Raw genomic sequence first — 25,869 nt, 5'->3', positions numbered from 1 at the left:
AACTCTGAGAAGGTAGTGGGCATGATCGCGCAGAACTTCGGACGCTGGAATCCGAGACGGACGTGGCGAACCGCGTCGAACGTCGACAAGGTTCGCCTCTACACGCGGCAATCGTTCATCATGGTCGCAGTGGTTTTCGGTGGCTTCGGTGCGGTCACCGAGATAGTTGCGGATCGGTACCTGTCGGGTGTCTTCCTCGGAATCAGTGCCGTTGCGTGCGTCATCGCCGTGTCTCGGATGCCTGATCTGGGCGGAGTCGTGGCCAAGCCCGTCCAGATTCCTCTTGCCGTGATGACGTTGTCGGCGTTCTGCTCGGCGGGAATTGCCTTGGGAAGCAATGGCGAGAACGGCCCGTACTTCTGGCTGGCGGCAATCCTTGTCGTGCCCCTTGCGGGGTTGACGTCGTTGCGCTGGCTGATCGTGGGCTCGGTGGCCGCCGGGGTTGTACTGGGACTGCTTGCGGGTCCGGAAAGCGGCGTGTCCGTCGGAATCGTCGCCGCCTTCATGGGGCTGACCGTCTACATGTCGGTGTGGCTGCTGCGGATGGTCACCGAATTGGACGAGGCACGCGGAGCCGCTGCCGCTCTGTCCGTCGCCGAGGAACGGTTGCGATTTTCACGCGATCTCCATGACGTCGTCGGGCGGGCACTGTCTGCAATTGCGGTGAAAAGTGAACTTGCAGCTACTCTTTCACGACGCGGCGACGATCGTGCCGCCGCGCAGATGGACGAAGTACGCGAACTTGCGCAAGATTCACTCGACGAAGCGCGCGAGTTGGTTCGGGGATACCGGTCCATCGCCTTGGCGTCCGAGCTGGCCGGTGCGCAGTCTCTGCTCGAGGCCGCCGGAATCTCCACTGCGATACGTGGATCGGCAGATCAGCTGCCGGTGGAACTGGCCGAAGCTGCCGCCTGGGTCGTCCGTGAAGGCGTCACCAACATTCTCCGGCACTCCAGTGCCGAGAATTGCAGCATCGAAGTGTTCGCGGACGGCGTCGTGATCGCCAACGACGGCGCACGGATCGCAGAGCCGAACAACGGAACCGGCCTGAACGGATTGCGCGAGCGCGTCGGCGCCGTCGGAGGAATTGTCGAAACCGTGCAGGACGAAGATCGCTTCACCCTCACCGCCCACTTTCCGTCCCGAACGAAGGAGTCTCGGTGACCGAGCCGATCAAGGTACTGCTGGCCGACGACGAGAACCTGATCCGCTCGGCTCTGGCCATGATGTTGTCGCTCGAGGACGACATAGTTGTCGTCGCGGAAGCCGAATCCGGCGAGGATGCCGTGGTCGCTGCTGCAAAACATCAACCTGACGTAGCCGTGCTCGACCTTCAAATGGCAGGTATCGACGGCATCGAGACGGCGCAACAGATTGCGCAGACGGTCTCGGGGTGCGTCTCGATCATCGTGACGAGCCACGGGCGTCCCGGGTATCTGAAGAAGGCACTGTCAGCAGGCGTCCGAGGATTTCTGCCGAAGACGACGCCTGCGGCGACGCTCGCCGAGGTGGTCCGCAGCGTCCACGCGGGCGGGCGGTACGTCGATCCGTCGTTGGCTGCCGAGGCGATCGGCGCCGGCGACTCACCGCTTACTCCGCGCGAAGCGGACGTACTCGAGTACGCGGCCGACGGAGCATCCATCGAGCAGATCGCTTCCCGGGCACACCTCTCGGCAGGAACCACCCGGAACTATCTGTCGTCAGCTGTCACCAAACTCGGTGCAGCCAACCGGCACGAAGCAGCGGTGATCGCCCGCCGGCAGGGGTGGATTTAGGGCCCTCGGCCCCGTGCGCCTTTCTGGTTGCGGGCACTACCAAAAAGGCGCACAGGGCCGAAGGCCCCGCGATGTCGAGAATCCCCGACTTGCTTCGTCCCTGTAGTGAAGTGCGACCAGAATGGGTGGCACCGACACAGAGGAGATTCACGATGGCCAAGTACTTGCTGCTCAAGCACTACCGCGGCGCTCCGGCTGCAGTCAACGACGTGCCGATGGACCAGTGGACGCCGGACGAGATCACTGCCCACGTGAAGTACATGCAGGACTTCGCGGATCGGCTCGAGAAGGCGGGCGAGTTCGTCGACGGTCAGGCTCTCGCTCCTGAGGGCACCTTTGTCCGGTACGACGGTGAGGGTCGCCCGCCGGTCACCGACGGTCCGTTCGCGGAAACCAAGGACCTCATTGCCGGCTGGATGGTGATCGACGTCGACAACTACGACCGTGCCGTCCAATTGGCCGGCGAGCTCTCGGCCGCGCCCGGCGCAGGCGGGAAGCCGATTCACGAATGGCTCGAACTGCGCCCGTTCCTGACCGAGCCGCCGACCATCACGGACTGAAACCTGTCATGGACGACGCCCTGCTTCGGAGTCTGACTCCGAGCGTGCTCGGCATCCTCGTCCGCCGCGGAGCAGATTTCGCGTCGGCCGAGGACGCCGTGCAGGACGCTCTGCTCGAGGCGGTCAGGACCTGGTCGGACAACCCGCCGCGGGACCCGAAGGGCTGGCTGGTCACGGTGGCCTGGCGGCGGTTCCTCGACGGGATCCGGTCGGATGCGGCTCGTCGCAAGCGGGAGTTTCTGGTTGACGAGCAGCCAGGCGAGCGGCCGGTCAGCGGGTCGGTGCCGGGCGTGGACGACACACTCCAGCTCTACTTTTTGTGCGCGCACCCGTCGTTGACGCCGTCGTCCGCCGTCGCACTCACGCTGCGCGCTGTCGGCGGGCTGACCACCCGCCAGATTGCGCGGGCCTACCTGGTGCCCGAGGCGACTATGGCTCAGCGCATCAGCCGAGCCAAGCGCACGGTCTCCGGCGTCCGGTTCGAGCAACCCGGCGATGTCGCCACCGTCCTGCGTGTCCTCTATCTGGTCTTCAACGAGGGGTACTCCGGCGACGTCGACCTGGCTGCCGAGGCCATCCGGCTCACCCGGCAGTTGGCGGCCGCGATCGATCACCCCGAAGTCGCAGGGTTGCTCGCACTGATGCTGCTCCATCACGCTCGTCGAGCCGCGCGAACTGCCGCGGACGGCAGTCTGGTTCCGCTAGCCGAGCAGGATCGCAGCCGGTGGGACACCGATTCGATTGCCGAAGGAGTCGCAATCCTCCAGTCAGCTCTCGCCCGCGACCGGCTCGGTGAGTTCCAGGCCCAGGCCGCCATTGCTGCACTCCATGCCGACGCTCTCACAGCAGACGAGACCGACTGGGTGCAGATCGTGGAGTGGTACGACGAACTCGCAGCCTTGACCGACAGCCCGATCGTCCGGCTCAACCGAGCGGTGGCCGTCGGCGAGGCAGACGGACCACGCGCCGGATTGGCAGCTCTTGCAGCGCTGGACGATTCACTTCCACGCCATGCCGCAGTCGAGGCCTATCTGCGTGAACGCGACGGAGACCTGGAGACGGCGGCGAGGTTGTATGCCGATGCAGCGCACAAGGCATCCAACCTCGCCGAACGTGACCATCTGATGCTTCAGGCGTCGAGGATCAACGCCCGTCGATCTCTGAAGCGTCCTGGGTTAGAGAACCTGTGACAGGAACGCCTGCAGTCGATCTGTCTCGGGATCGTCGAAAAGCTGTTCCGGAGTACCGGTTTCGACAACGGCGCCGCGATCCATGAACAGCACCTTGTCGGAAACGGAACGCGCGAAACCCATTTCGTGCGTCACGACGACCATGGTCATGCCGGACTTCGCGAGATCGGCCATCAATGCCAGAACACCCTTGACCAGTTCGGGGTCGAGAGCTGATGTCGCCTCGTCGAAGAACATGACCTCGGGCTTCATCGCCAGGGCGCGGGCAATGGCGACGCGCTGCTGCTGACCACCCGAAAGGTTGCCGGGCCGCGAGTCGGCCTTCTCCCTGAGCCCCACCAGATCCAGCTGCTCGAGCGCGAGCGCCCGAGCTTGCTCCTTCGACAAACCCTTGAGCTTGTTCGGCCCGAGTGCGATGTTCTCGGCGACGGTCTTGTGTGGGAACAGGTTGAAGTGCTGGAACACCATGCCGATCCGCTGGCGTAGCTCGTCGGGGTTGTCCTTCAGGACGGACTTCCCGTCGAGCAGCACGTCACCCTGCTCGGGCTCGTGCAGACGGTTCAGCACGCGCAGGAGCGTCGACTTGCCCGAACCGGAGGGCCCGATGACGGTGACGGTGTTTCCGGCGTCGACGTGCAGGTTGACGCCGCGAAGCACCTTGTTGGTGCCGAAGGACAGATGCAGGTCCTTGCCGGTGAGCGATACGGACTTCAGTTCAGAGCTGGTGGTCATGTCTTCAGCCCCTTTCCACGACGATGGCCTGCTCGAGCGGATCCAACGTGCCTGAAGTGTCGGCGCGTCCGGTCCGGAGTCGGTTGTCGATGTAGTTGACGAGGTGCGTCAGCGGGATGGTCAGAGCAAGGTAGAACAAGCCTGCCGCAACGAGCGGGGACAGGCTGCCGGTCTGGGCGTTGAGATCACGTCCGACGGCAAAGAGTTCCCGCTGGGTGACGAGCAGACCGAGGAAGTAGATCAGCGACGAGTCCTTGATCAGCGAGATGAACTGGTTCATCAACGCCGGCAGAACGCGTCGTACACCCTGCGGGATGACGACCAGCGACATGGACTTTCGGTAGCTGAAACCGAGGGCACGTGAAGCCTCGAGCTGTCCGGACTCGACGCTCTGGATTCCGGATCTGAAGATCTCACCGATGTATGCCGACGCGAGCAGTGACAGCGCCGCGACACCGAGCCAGTACGGATTGCTACCGGTGATTCCCTTGACGATCGGTCCGACGCCGAGCCCGATGATCAAGATGATGACGACTGCGGGCAGGCCACGGAAGATGTCGGTGTAGACGCGGGCCGGCCAGCGCAGCCAACGGGTGCGCGAGATACCGGCGACAGCGAGCAGCATGCCGAGGATCGTGCCGATGATGCCGGACGCGAGCGCAAGGATCAGGGTGTTGGGAAGACCGGTCTTGAGGAGATCGGGGAATGCCTTCTTGTACAGATCCCAGTCGAAGAACGTGTCCTTGAGCTGTTCGAGCGTCGACTTCGGTTGGTACGACGCGGTATCGCCACCGTCGCCGTTTGCTGCGTTTTCCGCGGCAATGGCTGCGAAGTCGGGCAGTTCCGGAGTGGCCGCGGCCTTGGATCCGGGCTTCCAGCCTTCAGGGAGTTGGCGCGGTACCCAGTCGGCGTACAGCTGAGACCAGGTTCCGTCGTCGATGACTGCGTCGAGGCCGGAGTTGAGGGCGTCGATCAGGGGCTGGTTTTCCTTGTTCACCGCCCAGCCGACGAAGTTGTTGACCGAGAAGGTGTTCTGGATGATCGAGGTCGGATCACCGGGAGCGATTGCACCTTCGGCCTGCTGAGACGGAGCTACCCAGGCGTCGATCTGTCCGGACTTGAGGTTCGCGTACGCCGTGGCGTAGTCGGGAAACTTCACGGGATCGAGCTTGAGCGTGTTCACGACGTAGTCGTCCTGCACGGTTCCCTGTACGACGCCGATGCGCTTTGATGCGTCCAGGTCTCCGAAGCCGGTGATCGGGCTGCCGTTAGGCACGACGAGGGAGAAGTATCCGAAGTCGTAACCGTTGGTGAAGCCGACGGTGTTGCGACGGTCGTCCGTGGTGGTGATGGACGACGAGCCGACGTCGAAGCGTCGACCGGCAACCTGGGCGAGAAGCCCGGCGAACTCGGTGCCGACGAACTCGACCTTCAGGCCCAGCTTGTCCGCGACGGCCTTCAGCAGCTCGTTGTCGTATCCGGTGTACTGATTCTCGGAGTTGACGCAGATGCTCGGGGGCGCGTCACCGAGCGTGCCGACCGTGATGACCCCGGGTTTGATCAGATTCAGCTTCGAGGTGTCGATCTGATCGACCGGGGTGACGGTGGCCGTGGTGTAGCGGTCTTCGGCGCCCGCACCCGCTGCCGCGTCCAGATTGGTGGGCGCCGCGGTTGCAGCTCCCACTCCTGGAGGTGCACACAGGTCTGTGGGGGCTGCCGACGAATCCGAGCCACTCGAGCACGATGACAGAGTCAGCGCCAGGAGGGCAGTGAGGAGCAGTGCCACCACCAGGCGGATCTTCGCTGCGACGGAAGAAAACATGCGTGCAGCGTAAACCTAAGGGTAGCCATTTCTCCGTGTAGAACTGTTGACAGTTTTCGGACAAGGGGCCGTTGCGCTGCGGGCATGCCTTCAAATCAGCGTGATTTTAAGTATCGCCAGGTCGGGGAATCTCGTGCCGAAGAGATCGGCGTCAGCGGACGGGTGCGAGTTCGACGCCCGACGGAGGTACCAGGCGACGCAGCGTTCCGTCGAAGCCGGTGACGTAGAGCGCCCAGCCGTCGCCGTCCTGTCCTATACGCACTGAACTCGGCCCGTTCCACCCATTCGACAGACCCGAAGCGACGACGCAGGAAGTGCCGGTTTCAGGGTGTACGCGATAGATCGAGCCTTCGACGTGAGCAGCGGCGTAGAGCATTCCATCCTGCGACATGGTCAGATCGTCGAGTCCGGGTATCAGGCTCGGGACCGTCGCTACAACTGTCCACGCGTCAGGGGTATCCAAGGGCACTCGAATGATCTGACCGGTGAACAGGTCATCGGTGTACACGGCTCGATGATCCGGACTGAGCGCGAGTCCCTCCGAACGCGGCACTGTCGACCAATTGGGAACGACGGCTCCGGAGTCGTGCAGATAGCGCGAGACGCCCTTTGGCGGACCTCCTTCTGTTCCGACCCACGTGGTCAGCAGATCGCCGTCGGGAAGCCGGAGCAGGCCGTTGCCCGCGAAGTCGACGGGTGCGGACAGCTGATCCGTCGAGGTGTCCAGGTGCAACAGCTTGCCGTCCTGTCTGGTGAGGAAGGACAGCCTCGAACCGTCGAGTTGCAAACCGCCAGGGGCAGCCATGTCGTCGAGGACAGTTCGTACCTGTCCTGCGGCGTCGACGTGATAGATCTTCGACTCGCCGGAGAGGTAGAACCCGCCGTTGTCATCGGGCTCGAGGTTTTCGAGCTGTTCCAACCCTTGCGCTACGGTTTCGACCCGCCACTCGCCGCACATCGGCGCGGTTGTCCAGGTTGCCTCCGCCGGCGTCGCCGCAGCCACGGTCCCGGCTGCGATCGCCGCGACGATCAACAACGCCCGAGTTCGGTTGCGTGATACCCCCATTGCGCACAACTTACGGCAAACCGGACCAATATCAAACGGTCTGGTCGGTATAGCCGACGCCCAGGGGGTCGCTCCAGGTGGTCCACACGTCTGGCCCGAGTTCGATCTCGGCTGTGGTGAGTAGACACGCGTCGAGTTCTCGGTGCAGTCGAGACGGGTCGATGGATTGGCCGATGAAGACGAGTTCTTGTCGGCAGTCTCCGACGGGTTCTTCCCACTTGTCGAGGATTCCGTCACGACGGTAATCGTCGGCCGGCCACTCGTCACGGGGTAGAAACTTCCACCAACGGCCGACGTATCCGTGGCGAATGAGATGACCGGCCTGAGAAATACTCCCGATCTCGGTGAACCGGCCGGCATTCCAGTAGTAGCCCTTGGCCCGAAGTAACTTTCCGTTGGTCCACTCGCTGCTGAGGAAATCATGCAGCCGTTGGGGGTGGAAGGGTGCGCGCTCGCGGTACACCACCGAACTAATTCCGTACTCTTCGGTTTCGGGGATGTGTTCACCTTGGAGTTCTTGTAACCATCCGGGGGCCTGTGCAGCCTTTTCGAGTGAGAACAAACCGGTGTCGAGAATCGTGTCGAGTGGGATGCGACCGAGCGTCATCGGAACTATCGCAGCGGATGCGTTCAAAGAGCGCAGGACTGCGGTCAATTCGACCAGGTGCTGGTGCGAGACGAGATCGGCCTTGCTCACCAGGATGACGTCGGCAAATTCGATCTGATCGACAAGCAGATCCGCGATGTCTCGTTCGTCTTCCGGGGCATCGGCTTCGACGCGGCCCCCAGCCGTGTAGTCGCGCAGAAAACTGTGGCCGTCGACGACGGTGACCATGGTGTCGAGTCGGGCGACGTCGGCGAGGGCGTGGCCGTCGGTATCGATGAATGTGAACGTCTCTGCGACGGGCAGCGGTTCGGAGATGCCCGAAGATTCGATGAGTAGGTAGTCGAATCGGCCATCGGCGGCCAAGGCACTGATCTCGGAGAGAAGATCCTCTCGCAGGGTGCAGCAGATGCAGCCGTTGGTCATCTCGACCAGTTTCTCTTCGGAGCGACTGAGCGAGATCTCACGCTCGACTTCTGCACTGTCGATGTTGATTTCGCTCATGTCGTTGACGATCACCGCGACCCGCCGACCCTCTCGATTTCGCAGGATCTCGTTGAGTAGTGTCGTCTTCCCGGCGCCCAGGAAACCTGACAGCACCGTGACCGGAAGTCGTGTGTCGACCATGATTTCCAGTGTCCTTCCGAATGAGAGAATTGCTGTGATCAGGCGGCGGTCACGCGAAACGCTGTGATCGCGTGACCGCCGCCCGGAATGTTGGACGATCAGGCCGCAGGCTCGAGGTAACCCTCGAAAAGGTCGACTACGACGCTGCCGCCGTCGGTGTCGCTACCGAACAATTCCTCGGCGGCGAACTTCACGTGGTACGTCGGTTCTTCGCCGGCGTCGTTGCGCCCGTGGCCAATTGCGTCGGGAAACGGCCACTTCTCGCTAGTCCGATGAGAGATGGTTCCCACTCGTCCGCGGCAGTACGCAGGCATTCGAATATGCCCCGGAACGTACTCGTCGCGCACGCGTACTCGCTGACCGATTTCGAAGGTGGTCGTCTCGACGGGTGCCGGACGCCCTTCGGATTCGCTGGGCCGCGACAGTGGGAACGGTCCCCTGCAAGGCTTTCGAGTTCTTCCTGCGTCAGGATTCCCTTTTCGACCATCAGTGTCGCGACGCCGATGACGTACCTCTCGTAGTACGGGGTCATCATGTAGTGGCGTGGTTCCATCCGCTCGACGACGTATCGAACTTCGTCGACGCTGAATGCCCCGAGTTCGGCGACACCGGCGAACATCAGGCTGTACGGCAGGTGTTCCCACTCGGCGTGGAAGGTGGGGCCGATGTCGGCGTTGACGGTATGCGGGACTTTGCCGAAGCCTTGAACTCCGGCAAGATCGTGTACTCCATCCATGGTGTGCTTCTTTCTTGTCGGGGTGATCAGACGGTGGGGACCTGCGGGACTGCGACGCCGATCAGGCAGTCCTTGGTGACGATCTCTTGAAGCTGTTCCTGGCTCCAGCCTTCGGTGCCTGCGGGACGTTGCGGGAGAACCATGTAGCGAGTTTCGGCGGTGGTGTCGTAGACGCGGATCTCGACGTCCGACGCGATCTCGGTTCCCATCTCGGAGAGAACCTTCCGTGGCTCACGCACCACTCGCGCACGGTATTCGAAACTCTTGTACCAGGTAGGGGGCAGGCCGAGAATGGGCCACGCGGTGCATGAACACAACGAGCACACGATCACGTTCTTGAGGGTCGGGGTGTCTTCGACTGCCACGATGTACTCGCCCTGGGGGCCCAGATATCCGTACTGGGCAACCGCGGCGGTACCGTCGGTGAGAAGCAACTGCCGGAACTCGGGGTCGGTCCACGCCCGCGCGACCAATTCCGCTCCGCGCCTTGGACTGAAGTCCTCCTCGAAGGTCTTCTTCCATCCCTCGACGTAACCGTCGGGTACCAATCCCTTACCGTCGAGTGCGCGGAACAGGGCCCACGCCCGGTCGGAGACCGGCGCCTGGGCCGGTGCGGCGTTCTCCGTTGTGTGGTCGATCGTTACTGACATCTGGTTCACCTTTTCTATGCGGGCTGATCATGTGTGAATCGGTGGAATTTGTTGTGCAAGTGCGGATACAGAACTAGGTGAGGCTGAGTTGTGGTGCAGAGTCGGAGATGTGGTCGGCAGGCGTCGGAAACGCGCCGCGAAGCTTTTCGAATGCGCGCCCGACCCGGAGGACCGTCGCATCGTCGAAGGTCTTGCCGGTGATCATCATTCCGACCGGAAGCCCGTTCACCAGGCCGGCGGGAACGGACAGGGACGGATGTCCGGTCACGTCGAACGGTGCTGTGTTGGCGATCATCCCGAGAGCCTTCGTGATGAAGGTTGCACGATCCACGTCCTTCGCCGGTAGTTCGGATGCGACGTAGGGCAGTGTGGGCATCACCAGGACGTCGAATTGTCTCAAGGCAGTGTCGTAGGCGGCGCGGGCGAGCGGTACGAGGTTCCGGGCTTTGCCGTAGCTCGCGCCGCCGAGGGTGGTGATGCCGTGGTGGCCGGTCAGAGCCACCAGTTTGACGGTTTCGGACAGAGCGTCGGCGTGCTGAAGGCGTCGAGAAGCAAAGTGTGCCATCAGTTCCGGATCGTACAAACCTTCGGCGTTCATGCCGTATCCGTTGCCGTCCAACATCTGGTAGGCACCACCGTCCGTGGCGATCACGTTCCAGATATGGAAAGCATGTAGGTGCCACGGAATGTTTACTTCCTCTACCGTGCAACCGATTTCGGACAGACTGTGTGCCGCTGCGCGGACTGCGTCGTCGACCTCGGGCTGTGAGACCGCGTGCCCGAAACCTTCTCGAACGATCCCGATTCGCAGACCATCCACATCGGAGTCGAGGGTGGACAGATAGTCGCCTGCTTCGACGCTGTCGGCTTGGCGTGGGTCGTTACCGTCGCGACCGGCGATGACCGAGAGCATCAGTGCGGCATCGTGGACCGTGCGTGTGATCGGGCCGAGATGGTCGATTGTTCGCTCGATGGGAAATGCCCCGGTATACGGGACGAGCCCGAACGTCGGCTTGTGTCCGACGACGCCGCAGAATGCCGCCGGGATCCGGATCGATCCGCCCTGATCCCCGCCGATGGCAAAATCGACGTCACCGTTTGCGACGAGAGCCGCACTGCCACCGGATGATCCACCTGCTTCACGCTGTGGGTCCCATGGATTGCGGACCGGTCCGCTTGCCGGTGTGAAGCTCGAACCGGAGAAACACAGGTCCTCACACACAGCTTTGCCCGCGACGGTTGCACCGGCCGCCAGTAGTCGAGTGACCACAGTCGCGTCGCGAGACGGAGTGAACCCCTCTACTGTCCGAGACCCGTTCATCATCGGAACTCCGGCCACGGTCACGTTGTCCTTGATCGCCACGCGTCGGCCGGTCAGGACGCCGTCCGACGTCGGCGGGATGCTTGTGGTCACATACCAAGCGCTCAAAGGATTTTCGCTCGCTGTTGGCACCGTGTGCTCACGTGACGTGGTCGGCGGGGTTGCCTCGTCGGCGTACAACTGGTCGACGACGTCGTAGGAGCCCAGTGCTCCGTCGATCAGTGCCGGCCACTCGAGCCGGGCTGACTGGTCGAGAGTGATGCCGTAATGCCTTGCGGCGGTGTCTATTGCATTGTCGTCAGGTCGGATTGTCGCCATGAGAAGTGTGCTCCTGATGTGATCGGCTTCACTTGTCTTTCAGACTAGGGCCGGATCCATAATTGCGTCAATAGGTATCGACATATTGACTCGTTAAGTTCGGGTTACGCGCGCTCAGAGAGAACGGGGGTACAGGCGCCCACGGCGTGATTCAGCGAGCAGAATCGGTCGATGCAGTGGAACGCCGTTGTTCGTAGAGCTTTTCGACGTCGTGACAAGCTGCCGAAGTACTGTTTCCGGATCGCCTGCGGACGTTCGTTCGACTGCGCGTGCGTAAGCGACGATCGCTTCGTACGTTGTCTCCGACAGGGAACTGAGCGGAGGCAGGAGTTCGTTCGAGCTCGCGCTGTATCGCTTTTCGAGGTCGTGATCGCCGGCTGCGGATTGAAAGTAGCCGAATGCCGCCCAGACTCCGTCAGCATCGGAATTGCCGATGAGCTGCTGAGTGGCCTCGTCGAGGACCAATGCAAACGTCCGCGTGGTGGCCCGCAGTCCGTGCTGGGCGCATTGTCGTTCGAAGAAGACCTCGTCATGGCCCACCAGGGTGGAAAGAATCAGTTCGGCCCCGGAGTCGGCTATCGACTCGATGATGCGTGAGAAGTCGGTTGTCCCCAACGGTACGTAGACTTCGCCGGCCACCGAACCTGTGGATTCGGCGATCACACGCCGGGCCGCCCAATGCGCTCCGAACGACCACGAATACTGCTGGCCGACCAGGAACCAAGTGCGAGAACCGGTCTCGGACATCATTGCGGGTATACCCGCTCGCGTCTGGTCGAGTGGTCGCTCACCCAATCGAAGGACTCCCGGACGCGATCGACCTCCCTCGTTGAGAACTGTGTGCACCAACAGCACACCGGTGTTCTGCAATGCAGATGCAGCGGCATTGAAGGTCGACGATGTCACGCACGCGAAAACGGCGCGACATCCGCTTTTCACCAATCGCAGTGCGGTCGCCGCTCCGGCCGCCGAGTCGGAAGCGTCATCGCCGATCACCAAGTCGACGAGAACGCCGCCGACGCCGCCGTCGGCATTGATTTCTTCCACGGCCAGGGCTGCGAGCGTTTCTGTCGCCTGGGCGAATACAGCTGCCGGGCCGGATTTGCTGACCAGCAGCCCGATCCGATGTCGGTCGGAACGCGGAGGTTCGGGTGGAGCGAATCCGCGCTTGTTGGCAAGCCAGGAAATGCCGTCCTGATCGAGGCTGGACTCGAGAACGATCCGGGTCCCGGCGCCGTCGGGAAAGAACCGGATCGTCAGGCGGCCGCGCCACGGTTGGTGGTGCACGATCACGACCGATCGGCCCCGCTTCACGCCGGCGACGTATCCCAACAGCGTGATCGGCATTCCGACTGGATCTGCGCGTGCGCCGTCGCCGACGGGAAGGGAGATGGCGGCAGCGGCCCCGACCGTCAGTTGCTCACATTCGAGTTCGAGCAGTTGCCCCGTTTCGAGGCGCTCGAAGGCTGACCCTGGTGGGTCGGTCGTCACGATCTGTGCCGTTACGGAGAGACCTGGCACGTTCTACTTCCTGCCTGAAATAGGTGCTGGGGCTCAACAGGGCATCACGCTCGGCGACGCACCGATGCGACGTCTGAATCCTCAGTCGCAGTGGTCGGCAACTCGGAGGCGTTCGAACCTGCTTCCAGCGCTCGCCCGAGGACGTCGCGCAGGAACTGGAGTGCATCGTTGGCGGGCCCCGATGGATCTATCGAGAACAGGCGATGACGTCCTTGACGCCGTTCGACGATCACGCCGGACAACCGCAGCGCCTTGAGATGTGTGGATACCGTGGTGCGACCGACCGTCGAAATTTGATCGCTGATGAAGCCCGCGTTGCACTCGCCGTGGGTAGCCAGCGTGTCAAGAATCTGTCGACGCACTTGGTCGGCCAGCACAGCAAACGCCAACTCTTCGTTTCGTTGAGTAGTCACTGTCTGCTGTCCGCGCTTCCTCGATGGTCTCTACTGAGATATGTCGACACCCGTCAACATATCTCGAGTTGCCTCCGAGGGAAAGAATGTGGCCGAAGATTGCCGGCGACTTCGGTCAGTGCTCGGCGGTGATCACCGCGTCGCGCAGCATTCCGGTCCCGGGATGGCAATTGATGTACTCGTAGAGCTGATCGGCGGCATCGAATACCGAGACCTCATGGTAGAGACGCAATTTCGAAAGGCCCTCGGCCACCCGGAAGAACGTCGTGAAGATCCGTAGATGGGTCGGGTGGGATTCCGACCACCGTTCGAGTTGGTCGAGGGAGGCCCAGTGGCCGATGTTGTAGCTCAAGTCGAGGAAGTTTCCGTCGATGTCGATATTGCGTACGAATCGGTTGCTGTAGCACCCGACGGCCGGGCCGTTGTCGCGGAGGAAGTCCATGCCCGATTGAAGAGTGGGCAGGATTTCGTCCAGGTAGAGGCTGCGCTCGTCTGCTTCCGCGTCGGCCCAGTCCTGCCCGGACCTGATCAGTGCGATGTTGTCGTGTCCCCGCACTACTACGCGTCCACCTACGGCGGGGTCACCGGCGACGACCCGCAGTTCGCCCGAGGCCTGCATCCAGTCGGTTTGGGAGATCGGAAACCGCTCGCGCATCGAACCCCAGTAGCCGTGCTCGTTGATTTCGCCGCTGACACCGTCCATGACAGCTCCCACCCCGGGGAGGTCGTCTTGGAACGCGTAGAGCGTTTCGAATTGTTCGGCTCTCGGTGCCACGATCTCGCGGAAGAACCCCAATCCGTCCGACAGGCGGTCTTCGGACTCCCACCAGGAGGACACTGGAGGTGATGTGCTCCAACGATGTTGGGAAGAAACATCTTTCCAGTAACCGACCACGATGAGGTTCTCGTAGCCCTGGTTGTCGATGTGATGGGTGAGATCGTGGTGTGCCGGTCCGTCCGGCAAGTCGAAGCCGGCGACGATATCCCGCATCGCCCGCAGTGCTGCCGGGCGCTGATCCTCGCCGCGGAACTGCACGCCGAGATAGCCCATCACGACCTGGTGCAATGTGTCGTCTGCGCGCCCGACCCACATGGGAAACGGTGGCGTATAGGTATCCGGGACCCGCCTGGTCAGAGTGCGCGGGCATTGAAGGTGTTCGCCGATTGCAGATTCCATGAGTGCTCCCTGTGATGTAGGTGGTCGAATCGGGTGCCTGGCACTTGGCAACGCCGTGCCGAAAATCTACGCCCGCTCAGCCGAGCAAACTTGGCCGTCAGCGCCCGATGCTTGGCCTACCGTGCCAAGAATTGTGGATACGCTTCGGCGACAGAAAATTTTGAACACCATGTTCAATGGGTAAGTGTCCGAAGATGTTACAGATCAGCGGGTAGTACTTGTGGGGGCCGCTGCTTGCGACCGGTATCGCCGCGGGCTGATCCCGAATTCCGCCTTGAAGGCTCGACTGAAGGCGGCCAGGTCGGTGAATCCCCAGCGGTGAGAAATCTGAGTCAGCGACCGCTCTACTCCGTGTCGTTGCACGATCTCACGACGGCAACCGTCGAGTCGACGGCTGCGAATCGACCGTGACACCGTCGTGCCGTGTTCGGCGAAGGCTCGGTGCAACTGGCGAATGGAGACTTTGACCGATCCCGCGATGTCCACCGGAGACAGGGCCGGGTCTGCGATGCGGGCGTCTATGACCGACAGGGCGGATTCGTAGAGGCTGGTTCGCCGCGAGGTGATCGGTCGCGCAGTTGTGTGAAGAACGGACTTGACCAGGTTGCCGATCTCGTTGACGACTTCCTCTTCGTCTCCGCTCGCGTCGGACGTCATGCGGACGGAGGCAAGATCGTGAAGAAAGCGACCGAGCAGGCCACTCAGGCCCGCGTGTCCGTCGAAGGCAATGGCCGTCAAACTCGTGACCTCCGCGTCGCTGAGTGACAGGTATGACCGTGGCCAGGTGAACACCTCGAGTCCCCAGATGCCGTCGTGTGCGTGTCCCTCGATCTGCCAATCGAAGGGGCGCGTGGTGTCGTACAGGACGTAGTCGCCACGTCGCAGGACGCATTCGCGGTCGTCTTGCCGCACTACCGCGCTACCGCGGCGGATCATCCCGATTTGCAGATAGTCCGCACCGTCGCTCTTGATCAGGCTGCTGCTACGGACTATTCGTTGTTCCATCGATTGAACTGCGGACACCCGAACGTGTGCGAGTTGGGCCGAGTGCACGGCCCCGCTGAATCGATCGCCGTCTTCGATATCGGATACGTCGAGCGCGACAAAATGCTCACGCAACAAATCTGCCCAGTCGCCCGTGAGAGTCGTGCGTGTGGGCAGGGAGAAGCCGGATCGCGCGAGCATTGCAGGGCGCCTCCTCGCAGAAAAGCCGAAGTTCTCGGGTGCTCGATGTTCAGAGAGTAATCCCGCACATCGGACATGTCGATAGGAGTCGACATGTCATCACGTCGGGAGAAATTGTTTGCCATACAAACAACGACGAGTTATTGTTTGTCATACAAACAAGTAGGAGTTCGTGATGGTCACCGAGTCAGTTCCCGCAGCGCGCGCGACGCGTGAGTCGGGCAAGCAGACGCGCATGGCACTGTTCAACGCCGCAACCGAGCTCTTCCTCGAGCACGGCGACAGCGTCTCCATCGCGCAGATCTGCACGGCCGCCGGCGCCCATCCCAACCAGGTGACCTACTACTACGGCTCCAAAGAAAAGCTCTTCGTCGAGGTGGCGTGCGCGGCCGTTCTGCGCGCAGGCAAGCGTGCCGAGGTCGATGCCGCCGACGCCGACACGGTCGGCGATTACACCGAGAAGCTGGTCGGATCCCTCCTGGGCGCGGGCGCTCCCAGCGTCGAACTCTTCGTGGAAGCGATGATGATGACGGGTCGTCGTGGTGAACTCCGCGACCTGATCTCCGAAACGCTTCGCACTCTGCACTCCTCGGGCGAAACCGCCCTCCTCCGTACCTTGATCCGCACCGGCTGGCAGCTGCGCGCGGGCATCGACGTCGAGTCCAAGGCCTTCTGGTCTGCGATCTTCGGCCTCGTCATCCAGAAGACTGCCACCGGCGAGAGCTTCGGCTACTCCCTCGAGGAGGCGGTTGCCGTCATCTTCGCCACCCTCCAGATACCCGACGCCGTACTCAACAGCTCGATGGAATGAACTCTCTTCGAGCGTGATTCTCCGACAAGGACTTCGATGAATATCGTTCGCGTATTCGACAGCAACGTCACCAAGACCCCGGACAAACCCTTCCTGATATTCGATGGTCACGATCACACGTACTCCCAGGTTCAGGACGGAAGTCGACGCGCCGCAGGCTATTTGAAGTCGCTGGGCGTGCAGCCGGGCGACCGCGTCGCGCTGATGTGTTACAACACTCCGGGATTCGTGTACGCGATGCTCGGTGCCTGGCGCTTGGGCGCCGTCGTGGTCCCCATCAACCACAAGATGCAGACTCCGGAAGTTGCCTACGTGCTGGGACACGCGAAGGTGTCGGTGTGCGTCTTCGACGGTGAGTTGGCGCCGGTTGTCGGTCGACTGGAGACAACGGCCAAGCTGATCAGCACGGACTCTGTCGCAGACGGTTTCGACTTCTTCGACGACGCCATCACCCGCCAGGACGGCGTTGACGGTATCGACATCGACGAGAACGATCCGGCCGAAATCCTCTACACCTCGGGGACTACCGGCTCGCCCAAGGGCTGCGTCCACAGCCACCGCAACGTCGTCGGTGTTGCCGTCACCGCGGCCCTCGCCGTGTCGACGACTCGGGACGAGCGACTGCTCATGGCCGTCCCGATCTGGCACGCTTCCCCGCTCAACAACTGGTTCATGTCCACGCTCTACATGGGCGGAACCGTCGTGCTGCTGCGCGAGTACCATCCCGTCAAATTCCTGGAAACAGTTCAGGAACAACGCATTACCCTCTGCTTCGGCCCGCCGGTCATCTACACCACTGCACTCAACCTCGTGCCGAACTTTGCCGACTACAACCTCGGAAGCGTTCGTGCGTGGTTGTACGGCGGGGGACCGATCGGCGCGGATGTCGCTCGGCGACTGGTGGAGTCGTACGGCACCACCGAATTCCGGCAGGTCTACGGCATGACCGAGACCGGGCCAGTGGGCACCGTGCTGTACCCCGAAGAACAGTTGAGCAAGGCGGGCTCGATCGGCCGCGTCGCGCTGGCCGGCGTCGACCTGCGCCTGGTTGCCGATGACGGCACCGACGCGGAGCCCGATCAGATCGGTGAGATCTGGCTGCGCGCCGACACCGTCATGCAGGGGTACCTCGACGACCCCGCTGCCACGAAGGCTGCATTTGCCGACGGCGGTTGGTATCGCACCGGCGATCTGGCGCGCAAGGATGCGGACGGCTACCTCTTCATCGTCGACCGCGCGAAGGACATGATCATCACGGGCGGCGAGAACGTCTACTCCAAGGAGGTCGAGGACGTGATCTCCGGCCACCCGGACGTCGTCGACGTCGCCGTTGTCGGAAAACCCAACGAAGAATGGGGCGAGACCGTCGTCGCGCACGTCGTCTGGCGTGAACCGGATGTCATCAGCGCCGACGACATCAAGGACTACCTCTCGGACAAGTTGGCGCGCTACAAGATTCCGCGTGAAGTGGTGTTCGCGACGATTCTTCCGCGTACACCGACCGGCAAGATCCAGAAGCACCTCATCCGCGCAGCGAGCTGAAAGGCCTGTCATGACTGATATTTCCGAGAAGACCGTCACCCACCCGGCTCCGCATCGCACCCATGCAGTGCTCAACCAGTCGGTACCGCGCACGGACGTCAACGAGTTCCTGCTCGATACGGTCCTGGCCGAAGGCGTCGCGCGTCACGACGCCGATTGGGCCACCAGTGAACTCACCGATATCGGTGAACTGGTTGGCAGTGCCGGGTTCCAGCACGACGCCGAGCTGGCCAACACGGTGATCCCCGAATTGAAGACCTTCGATCGCTGGGGAAACCGCATCGACGAGGTCGAATACCATCCGTCGTATCACCGGATCATCTCTGCCGCCGTTGCGCACGGTGCTCACACCTCTGCCTGGGCTGACCCCAAGCCGGGTGCCAACGTGGCTCGGGCCGCGGCATTCATGCTCTTCTCCCAGGTCGAACCGGGCCACGCGTGCCCGATCTCCATGACGCACGCTGTGATCCCCTCGCTCGAGCTGCAACCCGATGTAGCCGCCATCTGGACCCCGCGTGCCCTTTCTCGGAGTTACACCCCCGAGTTGGATGCTCCCGGAAAGGCATCCGCGATCTTCGGAATGTCGATGACGGAAAAGCAGGGTGGCTCCGACGTGCGAGCCAACACGACCATCGCCAAGCCGGCCGGACGTGGCGGCTCGGGTGCGGACTACCTCCTCACCGGACACAAGTGGTTCTGCTCCGCGCCGATGTCCGACGCCTTCCTGGTTCTCGCTCAGGCCGAAGGTGCTGCCGGCGAGGGACTTTCCTGCTTCCTTCTCCCCCGCATCCTGCCCGACGGCACACGCAACGTCTTCCGCATCCAGCGTCTGAAGAACAAGCTGGGCAACAAGTCCAACGCGTCTTCCGAGATCGAGCTCGACGGCACCGTCGGCACCATGATCGGCGAACCGGGACGTGGTGTGCGGACCATCATCGAAATGGTGTCCCAGACGCGACTCGACTGCATTCTCGGCAGCACGGCAGGTATGCGTCAGTCGGTGGCCGAAGCGGTGTGGCACGCACGGCACCGCAGCGCTTTCGGTGCCGTCCTGGCAGATCAGCCCGCAATGACGTCGGTGCTCGCCGACCTGGCTCTCGAATCCGAGGCCGCGACCATCACCGCACTGCGATTGGCCCGTGCGCAGGACGAGGACGCGAATGAGCAGGAAAAGGCGTTCCGCCGACTCGCGACGGCTGTTGCGAAGTACTGGATCTGCAAGCGCGGCCCGCACCACTCCTACGAAGCCCTCGAGTGCCTGGGCGGCAACGGTTACACCGAGGACTTCCCTCTTGCCCGTCGCTACCGTGAGCAGCCCGTCATGGCCGTGTGGGAGGGGTCGGGCAACGTCATCGCGCTCGACGTCCTGCGCGCGATGACCCGTGAACCCGACTCCGTTGCCGCCTTCGACCACGAGATCAACCTCGCCCGCGGCAACAACCCGGTCCTCGATCAGCACCTCGATCGGGTACGACGCCAACTCGGTGAGCTCGCCACGATGGCACCCGCCGACGCTCAGCTCCGCGCTCGGACCGTCGTCGAGGCTATGGCGTTGGCGCTGCAGGCTTCGCTCATGGTGCGCCACTCCCCGGCCGCCTCGTCCGATGCGTTCATTGCCGCTCGCCTCGGTGCCGACCGTGGTCACGAGTACGGAACTCTGCCTGTGGGAACAGATTTCGCCGGAATTCTCGCGAGAGCCTAAGGCTGCTCCCTCAGTACCCTGGTGACGGTGTGTACTGCCGGCGTCGGATTGTTCGGTCGCCATGCCATCGCGATTTTCAGCGTGGGCGTGGCCCCGGCGATCGGCAGGTACACGACCCCGTCCATGGACAGATGCGCCGTCGACTCCACGACGACGGCGATCCCGACCCCCGCTCCGACCATGGCCAACAGGCTGTACGGATCGGGGGCTTCGTGCGCGACGGTGGGCGTGAAACCTGCTGTGGCACAAACGGACAACGTCGCATCGCGGACCACCGAGCCGTGCTCGGCGGGATACATCACGAATCGCTCGGTTGCCAGGTCTTCCGGTGACACCGAGTCATGCGCACCGAGGTGATGCCTGGCAGGAACCGCGACCATCAAGGTTTCCTCCCGCACCGTGTGTGTCTCGAATCCGCGCGGAATGGGCAGGCCGACTATGCCCATGTCCAGTGCTCCGCGTCGGAGAGCGTCGAGCACCTCACCCGAGTACATCTGCGGCCGTAGTTCCAGTTCGATTCCCGGATGGGAGTCGGCCAAGGACCGTGTGAGGGCCGACAGGACGGTGTAGCCGCCTGTTCCGCCGAAACCCACTGTGACACGGCCCGTCTCGCCAGTCGACGCGGCCGATGCGATTTCTCGTACCACGGCGATCTGCGCTTCGATGATTCGTGCGGGCGTGACCAAGGCTTCGCCGGCTGCGGTCAATTGCACTGATCTGGTGGTCCGGACAAACAGGTCGGTGCCGAGTTCGCGCTCGAGCGCCCGAATGGTCTGGCTGAGCGGGGACTGCCCGATGTGGAGTCGCTCGGCGGCCCGGCCGAAATGAAGTTCGTCGGCGACTGCGAGAAACGCGCGCAGCTGACGCAGTTCCATGTCGCTCCTCCCGGTCTTCATTATGTGGTTCTCCCACATAAATGAGTCGAACTAAGTCTTGGACTCTACATGGATTTCGGACGATAGTGATTCACGCCTCACATTGCATCCCTTGGTGATGCCCGACGCGAGAATCAGGGAGAACCGTGGATCAAAACCCAGGTCAAGACACCAATCCGCCTGAATACAACACCAAACAGGCACGCAAGGCCGGAATGACGGCGTTTGTCGGAACGACCATCGAATGGTTCGACTTCTACATCTACGGAACCGCATCCGCCTTGGTGCTCGGCCCGCTGTTCTTCCCGGATGCGTCGCCGGCGGTGGGGACACTCGCAGCCTTCGCGACTTTTGCCGTGGGATTCGTGGCTCGTCCGGTCGGCGGAGTGGTGTTCGGTCATTTCGGAGACAAGTTCGGTCGCAAGAACGCCGTGATCATCACCCTCGCGCTCATGGGGTTGGGAACTGTCGGTGTCGGTCTCCTCCCTACGTACTCCCAGATCGGGATCTGGGCACCGATACTGCTTGTGGCACTGCGTGTTCTCCAGGGCATTGCCATGGGCGGCGAATGGGGTGGCGCCGTATTGATCGCCACCGAGTTCGCTCCCCCGAAGAAAAAGGTGCTCTACGGTGCGTTTGCGCAGCAGGGTTCACCGGTCGGCAACCTGCTCGCGACGCTGGCCTTCCTCGGCCTGACGTTGATGTCGGATTCCGTGTTCGAGTCGTGGGGTTGGCGTCTGCCGTTCCTCGGATCCGCAGCTTTGGTGATCGTCGCTCTCTACATCCGGTTGCACATCTCCGAGACGCCCGAGATGAAGAAGGCTGTTGCGGCACAGGAGCGTACACGGATGCCGCTGGTCGAAGTGTTGCGGTCGCATCCCGTCGAACTTGCTCTCGGCGTCGGCGCTGTGGTTGCCGGTGTTGCCATCACGTACGTCAAGACAACTTTTGCGCTCTCATGGGCGACAACGGATCTCGGCTTCGAGCGCAGTGACTTCCTCCTCGTGATCACCGTGGCACTGGTAGCCCAGGCGCTCGTACAGCCTTTCGGCGCTGTGCTGGCCACGCGGATCGATCCGTCGAAAGCGGTCCGTTGGATGCTGCTTCCGGAGATCGTGCTCCTACCACTGATGTTCGTGCTGGTTCAGACGGGCTCCGTGCCCTTGGCGATTCTGGGGATGGTCCTCGCGACGGCGCCTCACGCAATGTATTACGCCGCGTTGGCCGGCATTCTGGCGCAGGTTTTCCCCACCAATGTTCGGTATACCGGCATCTCTCTGTCGTACCAATTGTCGACCGCCGTTTTTGCCGGAACGGCCCCGATGGTCAGCCAGTATCTGCTGACGCGAACCAACTCGATCTGGCCGGTCGTAGCTCTAGGGCTCGTGTATGTCGTTCTCTCCCTTATCTGTATGACTGCTTTGCTGCGCAGGAGTGCGCTGCACGCGCAAGGGCCGGATTCGACGAGCGCCTCGAACATGACCGATGTTTCCACCCTGAAAGGCGTTGACCACTGATGAACTTTGCACACACCGACCCCGCTCTGACAGCGGTAGTGGACAGATGGACCGCCGGGGCGGACCGAGAGACGTTGAACGGATTGCTCGACCGACTGGGCCGAGATGCCGCCGGCCGTTTGTCCGAGCTTGCCGACATCGCGGACAAGAACCCGCCGGTGCTGCAGCAATTCGACAAGGCCGGTGACCGCGTCGACCGGATTTCCTATCACCCGGCCTACCTGGAACTGTGCCGGGCGGCGTACAACGAGTACGGCCTGTCCGCCATGTCGCACCGAAAAGGGTTGCACGGATGGGACTCCGTGCATCCGCCACTCGCGAAGTATCTCGCGTCGTACATCTTCGTGCAGGCAGAGTTCGGGCTGGCCTGCCCGGTGTCGATGACAGATGCTGCTGCGCGGACCCTGCGTATGTTCGGTGATCCGGCCGTGTTCTCGCCCTGGATCGACGCGTTGACGTCGACGGACCCCGAGCAGGCGAAGACGGGTGCGATGTTCATGACCGAGATTCAGGCAGGCACCGACATCGCCTGCACCGAAACACGCGCCGAGCGCGACGGTGACGGATGGGTTCTGACGGGCAAGAAGTGGTTCGCCTCCAACCCGGATGCCGATGTGATCATCACCCTCGCAAGATTCCCGGGCGGACAGGATGGTTCGACGCGTGGAGTCGGAATGTTCATGGTGCCCAAGACCTTGGGATCCGGCGAGCGCAACAACCTCACGATCGATCGTCTCAAGGACAAGCTGGGTACGCGTTCAATGCCGAGCGGCGAGGTGACGCTGAACCGCGCGTACGCACTCCAGGTCGGTGAACTCGATCGAGGGTTCCGCCAGATGGCGGAGATGGTCAACACGTCTCGCCTCTCCAATGCGATGCGTTCGAGCGCTCTCATGCGCCGAGCAGTCCGTGAAGCCGTCGAACATTCGAAGAGCCGAGTCGTGTTCGGTAAGAGGCTCTTCGACCAGCCGCTGATGCGGGCGACACTTCTTCCCCTTGCACTCGATGCCGAGGCTTCGCTGGCCCTGGTCGCGTACAGCGCACAGTGTCTTCAGGCAGCAGACGGCGGCGACGAACAGGCGCGCGCACTGATCAGGGTACTGACACCGATCGCCAAACACTTTGCCTGCAAACGCGCGCGGGTGGTCACCGGCGAGGCCATGGAGGTGCGCGGAGGAAACGGCTACATCGAGGAATGGGCCAACGCGCGACTAGTGCGGGATGCCCACTTGGGCTCGATCTGGGAAGGGTCGAGCAATGTCATTGCGCTGGACGTACTTCGGTGCCTACGCAAGTTCGGCTCGCACCGCACCGTCGCGGGAGCGATGACGGACATCCTGTCCACCGTCGGACCGGAGTGCGAGGCCGGTGCCGGAGTTCTGTTGCGGCGCTGGGAGGAACTGGTAGAGGAAGGAGATCGTCTGATCTCCGGATCTGACGATGCCGCCCAGGCCGCCAGCGCAAAGTATGCCGACGAGTTGGCTCGTGCCGTCATGGCGACGCTGCTTTTCGATCTTGCGGACCACGGCATCCGACACGGTAATGGGTACCGGTCGCTGCTGGTGGCGAATTCCTACCTGGCCGGTCTTGCCGGGAAGGTGCCGTCGGCCGCGCTCGGCGATCTCGACGTGATAACCGACGGCGGTGACGTCGAGCTGGATGATGCACGTGACGTCATTGCCGAGTTCCTCTCCGTAGCAGGAGGTCAGCGGTGAATTCTCCAACAGGACCCACACCCTTGGCTGGTGTCCGCGTGCTCGATCTGTCGAAGATCCTTGCCGGGCCGTACGCAACCATGTCGCTTGCCGATCTCGGAGCCGACGTCACCAAGATCGAACACCCTGAAGGCGGCGACCCCACGCGTTCGTGGGGGCCTCCCTTCGTCGGCGTAGATGCCGCCTACTACCTCGCGATCAACCGCGGCAAGAAGTCGGTCACGATCGACCTCAAGTCCACCGAAGGACAGGAGATCATCCACCGCATGCTCGAAGAGACCGATGTGGTCGTGGAGAACTTCAAGCCGGGCAGCGGATTACAGAAGATCTTCGACTACCAGGCGCTGTCCGAGCGATACCCGCATCTGATCACCCTGCACATCTCTGCCTTCGGTGAAGAAGGACCGCTGCGCGACGAACCGGGGTACGACATGATCGCGCAGGCCGCGGGTGGGCTCATGTCGCTCACCGGTGAACCGGGTGGTGCTCCGATGAAATCCGGGTTTGCGTTGGGAGACTTGGGCGCAGCGCTTTTCGGACTGGTCGGTGTCCTGGCCGCGTTGGTCGAACGAGGCCGGACCGGACGCGGACAGTACGTGACCACGTCGCTGTACGAGTGCCAACTCGCGATGCACGTGAACTGGGCGACCAGTTACTTCGCCACCGGTGAGCGCCCGACTGCGTTGGGCTCCGGTCATCCGAATCTTGCTCCGTATCAAGCATTTCCTGCCAGCGACGGGTACTTCGTCGTCGCTGTCGGCAACGACGCGATGTGGGCGTCGCTGTGCGAGGCCATCGGAAGGAGTGAACTGGTCACCGATCCGCGTTTTGCCCGCAACCGCGACAGGGTGGAGAACCGCGAGAGTCTGGAACGAGAACTCACCAGCGCCTTCGCATCGGAGACCGTCGAACACTGGTGCGCTCTTCTCGCCGAACGCGCCGTACCGGTCTCACCGATCCGGCATCTCGACGAGATCTACTCCGATCCCCACACCGCCGCGCTCGGCATGGTCGGAACCGTCGACCATCCGACGCTCGGACCGTTGAAGCAAGTGGCCTTTCCGGTCAACTTCTCCGGCCAGAGGCCACGTCTGACGTCGGCGCCGCCCGTTCTCGGCGCCGACAACGACGAAGTCCTTGGTACCGCTCAGGCCAGCCCGCTCAACGCAGGCGGCGTGTTGTCGTCGCGCCAACCGATGGCCTCGGCAAGCGTCGTGAGGTCGTAGTCCGGTCCGCTGACGCCGACGGTGAAGAGTGAGACACCGTCGGCGACCAGGTCGGCTGCATTTTCGAGCCCAGGCCACGGAACCGAGTGCTCTACTTCCAGCGGGTTCCGGCCCACGTCGGCGCAGTGGTCGGAGAGGATGTCTGACTTGCGCAGGTGTGTCTCACGGTCGCCGAAGCTGTGCCAGACGTCGGCGTACTCGGCGACCAAGCGCAGGGTCTTCTTCTCGCCGCCACCGCCGATGAGGACCGGGATGTTGCGCGTCGGCGGCGGGTTGCCCTTCGCCAGGCGGCCCGTGATGCGGGGGAGGTATTCGCCAAGCAGTTTCAGCCGTGAACCGGGAGTGCCGAAGTCGTATCCGAACTGGTCGTAGTCCTTCTCGAACCAGCCGGCACCGATACCGAGGATCAGGCGCCCACCGCTGATGTGGTCGACGGTTCGCGCCATGTCGGCCAGCAGATCCGGATTGCGGTAGCCACCACCGGTGACCAGGGCGCCGATCTCGACGCGTTCGGTCTGCTCGGCCCAGGCGCCGAGCATGGTCCAGCATTCGAAGTGTGCGCCGTCGGGATCGCCGGTCAACGGGTAGAAGTGGTCCCAGTTGAAGACGATGTCCACCCCGGCGTCCTCGGACCGCAAGACGGCGTCGCGTATCAACCCGTAATCGGGTGCGTGCTGGGGTTGGAGTTGAACACCGATGCGTACCGGACGAGTCATGCCACGCTCCTGACGAGAGGAATGGTTGTCTTCTCCCATCATGGCCGGGTGTGCGCGGTACCGCTACC

At 62.6% G+C, this 25,869-nt stretch carries 23 protein-coding genes and 1 pseudogene; 10 read left to right on the top strand and 14 right to left on the bottom strand.

The features are described 5' to 3' along the window. Positions 1–21: 21 nt before the first annotated feature. The 4 genes from EHW12_RS29545 (at position 22) to EHW12_RS29530 (ending at position 3,525) form a co-directional block, all read left to right on the top strand. Positions 22–1,164, top strand: coding sequence for a histidine kinase (locus tag EHW12_RS29545; RefSeq protein WP_007735262.1), 1,143 nt, complete (start codon positions 22–24; stop codon positions 1,162–1,164). Continuing rightward, complete coding sequence (locus tag EHW12_RS29540; protein WP_003946002.1) at positions 1,161–1,775, top strand: response regulator transcription factor; 615 nt, start codon at positions 1,161–1,163, stop codon at positions 1,773–1,775. Before EHW12_RS29545 ends, EHW12_RS29540 begins: the two co-directional genes overlap by 4 nt. 152 nt (positions 1,776–1,927) lie before the next feature. After that, positions 1,928–2,335: a YciI family protein gene (locus EHW12_RS29535; protein WP_003945999.1), complete on the top strand. Its 408-nt coding sequence runs from the start codon at positions 1,928–1,930 to the stop codon at positions 2,333–2,335. Between the two features lie 8 nt (positions 2,336–2,343). Then, positions 2,344–3,525 (top strand): DUF6596 domain-containing protein, encoded by a 1,182-nt coding sequence (locus EHW12_RS29530; RefSeq protein WP_042450653.1) that lies wholly within the window; start codon positions 2,344–2,346, stop codon positions 3,523–3,525. Here the strand turns inward: EHW12_RS29530 and EHW12_RS29525 are convergent. From EHW12_RS29525 to EHW12_RS29475, 12 genes and pseudogenes are all read right to left on the bottom strand, one after another. Further along, complete coding sequence (locus tag EHW12_RS29525; RefSeq protein WP_003946070.1) at positions 3,511–4,257, bottom strand: amino acid ABC transporter ATP-binding protein; 747 nt, start codon at positions 4,255–4,257, stop codon at positions 3,511–3,513. The two genes, EHW12_RS29530 and EHW12_RS29525, sit on opposite strands and share 15 nt — an antisense overlap. A 4-nt stretch (positions 4,258–4,261) precedes the next feature. Then, the gene (locus EHW12_RS29520; protein ID WP_003946057.1) at positions 4,262–6,079 is read right to left on the bottom strand and encodes an ABC transporter substrate-binding protein/permease; all 1,818 of its coding nucleotides are present in this window, start codon (positions 6,077–6,079) and stop codon (positions 4,262–4,264) included. A gap of 151 nt (positions 6,080–6,230) precedes the next feature. Further along, on the bottom strand, positions 6,231–7,145 hold the full coding sequence (locus EHW12_RS29515; RefSeq protein WP_042450651.1) for an SMP-30/gluconolactonase/LRE family protein: 915 nt from the start codon (positions 7,143–7,145) through the stop codon (positions 6,231–6,233). A 31-nt stretch (positions 7,146–7,176) separates the two neighbouring features. Further along, positions 7,177–8,376: a zinc metallochaperone GTPase ZigA gene (zigA, locus tag EHW12_RS29510; protein WP_042450649.1), complete on the bottom strand. Its 1,200-nt coding sequence runs from the start codon at positions 8,374–8,376 to the stop codon at positions 7,177–7,179. Positions 8,377–8,474: 98 nt separating this feature from the next. Next, positions 8,475–8,723: an SH3-like domain-containing protein gene (locus tag EHW12_RS36080; RefSeq protein WP_346774222.1), complete on the bottom strand. Its 249-nt coding sequence runs from the start codon at positions 8,721–8,723 to the stop codon at positions 8,475–8,477. A gap of 149 nt (positions 8,724–8,872) precedes the next feature. Next, a pseudogene (locus EHW12_RS36075) lies at positions 8,873–9,112 on the bottom strand (nitrile hydratase subunit beta); the annotation flags it as partial. A gap of 26 nt (positions 9,113–9,138) precedes the next feature. Beyond that, complete coding sequence (gene nthA / locus EHW12_RS29500; RefSeq protein WP_042450854.1) at positions 9,139–9,762, bottom strand: nitrile hydratase subunit alpha; 624 nt, start codon at positions 9,760–9,762, stop codon at positions 9,139–9,141. A gap of 73 nt (positions 9,763–9,835) precedes the next feature. Then, positions 9,836–11,401: an amidase gene (locus tag EHW12_RS29495; RefSeq protein WP_042450636.1), complete on the bottom strand. Its 1,566-nt coding sequence runs from the start codon at positions 11,399–11,401 to the stop codon at positions 9,836–9,838. Between the two features lie 114 nt (positions 11,402–11,515). Next, a complete protein-coding gene (locus EHW12_RS29490) occupies positions 11,516–12,922 on the bottom strand; it encodes a substrate-binding protein (RefSeq protein ID WP_042450634.1) in 1,407 nt (468 codons plus the stop codon). A 44-nt stretch (positions 12,923–12,966) separates the two neighbouring features. After that, entirely contained in the window at positions 12,967–13,335 is a 369-nt protein-coding gene (locus tag EHW12_RS29485; RefSeq protein ID WP_003946030.1) for a winged helix-turn-helix domain-containing protein, read from the bottom strand. Between the two features lie 115 nt (positions 13,336–13,450). Next, complete coding sequence (locus EHW12_RS29480; protein WP_007735242.1) at positions 13,451–14,512, bottom strand: phenylacetaldoxime dehydratase family protein; 1,062 nt, start codon at positions 14,510–14,512, stop codon at positions 13,451–13,453. Between the two features lie 204 nt (positions 14,513–14,716). Then, the gene (locus EHW12_RS29475) at positions 14,717–15,697 is read right to left on the bottom strand and encodes a helix-turn-helix domain-containing protein (protein WP_003945977.1); all 981 of its coding nucleotides are present in this window, start codon (positions 15,695–15,697) and stop codon (positions 14,717–14,719) included. Between the two features lie 175 nt (positions 15,698–15,872). Between EHW12_RS29475 and EHW12_RS29470 the strand changes: the two genes are divergently transcribed. Genes EHW12_RS29470 through EHW12_RS29460 form a run of 3 tightly spaced genes read left to right on the top strand, consistent with a single transcriptional unit; the run spans position 15,873 to position 19,752 of the window. Beyond that, positions 15,873–16,508, top strand: a complete 636-nt coding sequence (locus EHW12_RS29470) for a TetR/AcrR family transcriptional regulator C-terminal domain-containing protein (protein WP_042450632.1) — start codon at positions 15,873–15,875, stop codon at positions 16,506–16,508. Between the two features lie 36 nt (positions 16,509–16,544). Next, complete coding sequence (locus tag EHW12_RS29465; protein ID WP_007735238.1) at positions 16,545–18,050, top strand: long-chain-fatty-acid--CoA ligase; 1,506 nt, start codon at positions 16,545–16,547, stop codon at positions 18,048–18,050. Positions 18,051–18,060: 10 nt separating this feature from the next. Then, positions 18,061–19,752 carry an acyl-CoA dehydrogenase family protein gene (locus tag EHW12_RS29460; RefSeq protein ID WP_007735237.1) on the top strand — a complete coding sequence of 564 codons (1,692 nt, stop codon included), beginning with the start codon at positions 18,061–18,063 and terminating at the stop codon, positions 19,750–19,752. Here the strand turns inward: EHW12_RS29460 and EHW12_RS29455 are convergent. Beyond that, positions 19,749–20,627, bottom strand: coding sequence for a LysR family transcriptional regulator (locus tag EHW12_RS29455; protein WP_003946037.1), 879 nt, complete (start codon positions 20,625–20,627; stop codon positions 19,749–19,751). The two genes, EHW12_RS29460 and EHW12_RS29455, sit on opposite strands and share 4 nt — an antisense overlap. 146 nt (positions 20,628–20,773) lie before the next feature. Between EHW12_RS29455 and EHW12_RS29450 the strand changes: the two genes are divergently transcribed. The 3 genes from EHW12_RS29450 to EHW12_RS29440 are packed head-to-tail and all read left to right on the top strand — an operon-like array spanning position 20,774 to position 25,085. Then, the gene (locus EHW12_RS29450) at positions 20,774–22,144 is read left to right on the top strand and encodes an MFS transporter (RefSeq protein WP_007735236.1); all 1,371 of its coding nucleotides are present in this window, start codon (positions 20,774–20,776) and stop codon (positions 22,142–22,144) included. Then, positions 22,144–23,859 carry an acyl-CoA dehydrogenase family protein gene (locus EHW12_RS29445; protein ID WP_007735234.1) on the top strand — a complete coding sequence of 572 codons (1,716 nt, stop codon included), beginning with the start codon at positions 22,144–22,146 and terminating at the stop codon, positions 23,857–23,859. Before EHW12_RS29450 ends, EHW12_RS29445 begins: the two co-directional genes overlap by 1 nt. Further along, positions 23,856–25,085 (top strand): CoA transferase, encoded by a 1,230-nt coding sequence (locus EHW12_RS29440; protein WP_007735232.1) that lies wholly within the window; start codon positions 23,856–23,858, stop codon positions 25,083–25,085. Before EHW12_RS29445 ends, EHW12_RS29440 begins: the two co-directional genes overlap by 4 nt. Here the strand turns inward: EHW12_RS29440 and EHW12_RS29435 are convergent. Further along, on the bottom strand, positions 25,007–25,801 hold the full coding sequence (locus tag EHW12_RS29435; RefSeq protein WP_030537640.1) for an LLM class F420-dependent oxidoreductase: 795 nt from the start codon (positions 25,799–25,801) through the stop codon (positions 25,007–25,009). The genes EHW12_RS29440 and EHW12_RS29435 overlap by 79 nt on opposite strands. Positions 25,802–25,869: the final 68 nt, after the last annotated feature.

The sequence above is a fragment of the Rhodococcus sp. NJ-530 genome (genome assembly GCF_003860625.1).
In the GTDB taxonomy this organism is placed as follows: Bacteria; Actinomycetota; Actinomycetes; order Mycobacteriales; family Mycobacteriaceae; genus Rhodococcus_F; species Rhodococcus_F qingshengii.
Note: the sequence above shows the minus strand (reverse complement) of the source record. Positions and strands in the feature narration are given on the sequence as shown.

Coding starts and splice junctions, on each gene's coding strand:
- EHW12_RS29545 (WP_007735262.1), top strand. CDS start 22: ATGATCGCGCAGAACTTCGGACGCTGGAATCCGAGACGGACGTGGCGA.
- EHW12_RS29535 (WP_003945999.1), top strand. CDS start 1,928: ATGGCCAAGTACTTGCTGCTCAAGCACTACCGCGGCGCTCCGGCTGCA.
- EHW12_RS29530 (WP_042450653.1), top strand. CDS start 2,344: ATGGACGACGCCCTGCTTCGGAGTCTGACTCCGAGCGTGCTCGGCATC.
- EHW12_RS29525 (WP_003946070.1), bottom strand. CDS start 4,257: ATGACCACCAGCTCTGAACTGAAGTCCGTATCGCTCACCGGCAAGGAC.
- EHW12_RS29520 (WP_003946057.1), bottom strand. CDS start 6,079: ATGTTTTCTTCCGTCGCAGCGAAGATCCGCCTGGTGGTGGCACTGCTC.
- EHW12_RS29515 (WP_042450651.1), bottom strand. CDS start 7,145: ATGGGGGTATCACGCAACCGAACTCGGGCGTTGTTGATCGTCGCGGCG.
- zigA (WP_042450649.1), bottom strand. CDS start 8,376: ATGGTCGACACACGACTTCCGGTCACGGTGCTGTCAGGTTTCCTGGGC.
- nthA (WP_042450854.1), bottom strand. CDS start 9,762: ATGTCAGTAACGATCGACCACACAACGGAGAACGCCGCACCGGCCCAG.
- EHW12_RS29495 (WP_042450636.1), bottom strand. CDS start 11,401: ATGGCGACAATCCGACCTGACGACAATGCAATAGACACCGCCGCAAGG.
- EHW12_RS29480 (WP_007735242.1), bottom strand. CDS start 14,512: ATGGAATCTGCAATCGGCGAACACCTTCAATGCCCGCGCACTCTGACC.
- EHW12_RS29475 (WP_003945977.1), bottom strand. CDS start 15,697: ATGCTCGCGCGATCCGGCTTCTCCCTGCCCACACGCACGACTCTCACG.
- EHW12_RS29470 (WP_042450632.1), top strand. CDS start 15,873: ATGGTCACCGAGTCAGTTCCCGCAGCGCGCGCGACGCGTGAGTCGGGC.
- EHW12_RS29465 (WP_007735238.1), top strand. CDS start 16,545: ATGAATATCGTTCGCGTATTCGACAGCAACGTCACCAAGACCCCGGAC.
- EHW12_RS29460 (WP_007735237.1), top strand. CDS start 18,061: ATGACTGATATTTCCGAGAAGACCGTCACCCACCCGGCTCCGCATCGC.
- EHW12_RS29455 (WP_003946037.1), bottom strand. CDS start 20,627: ATGGAACTGCGTCAGCTGCGCGCGTTTCTCGCAGTCGCCGACGAACTT.
- EHW12_RS29445 (WP_007735234.1), top strand. CDS start 22,144: ATGAACTTTGCACACACCGACCCCGCTCTGACAGCGGTAGTGGACAGA.
- EHW12_RS29435 (WP_030537640.1), bottom strand. CDS start 25,801: ATGACTCGTCCGGTACGCATCGGTGTTCAACTCCAACCCCAGCACGCA.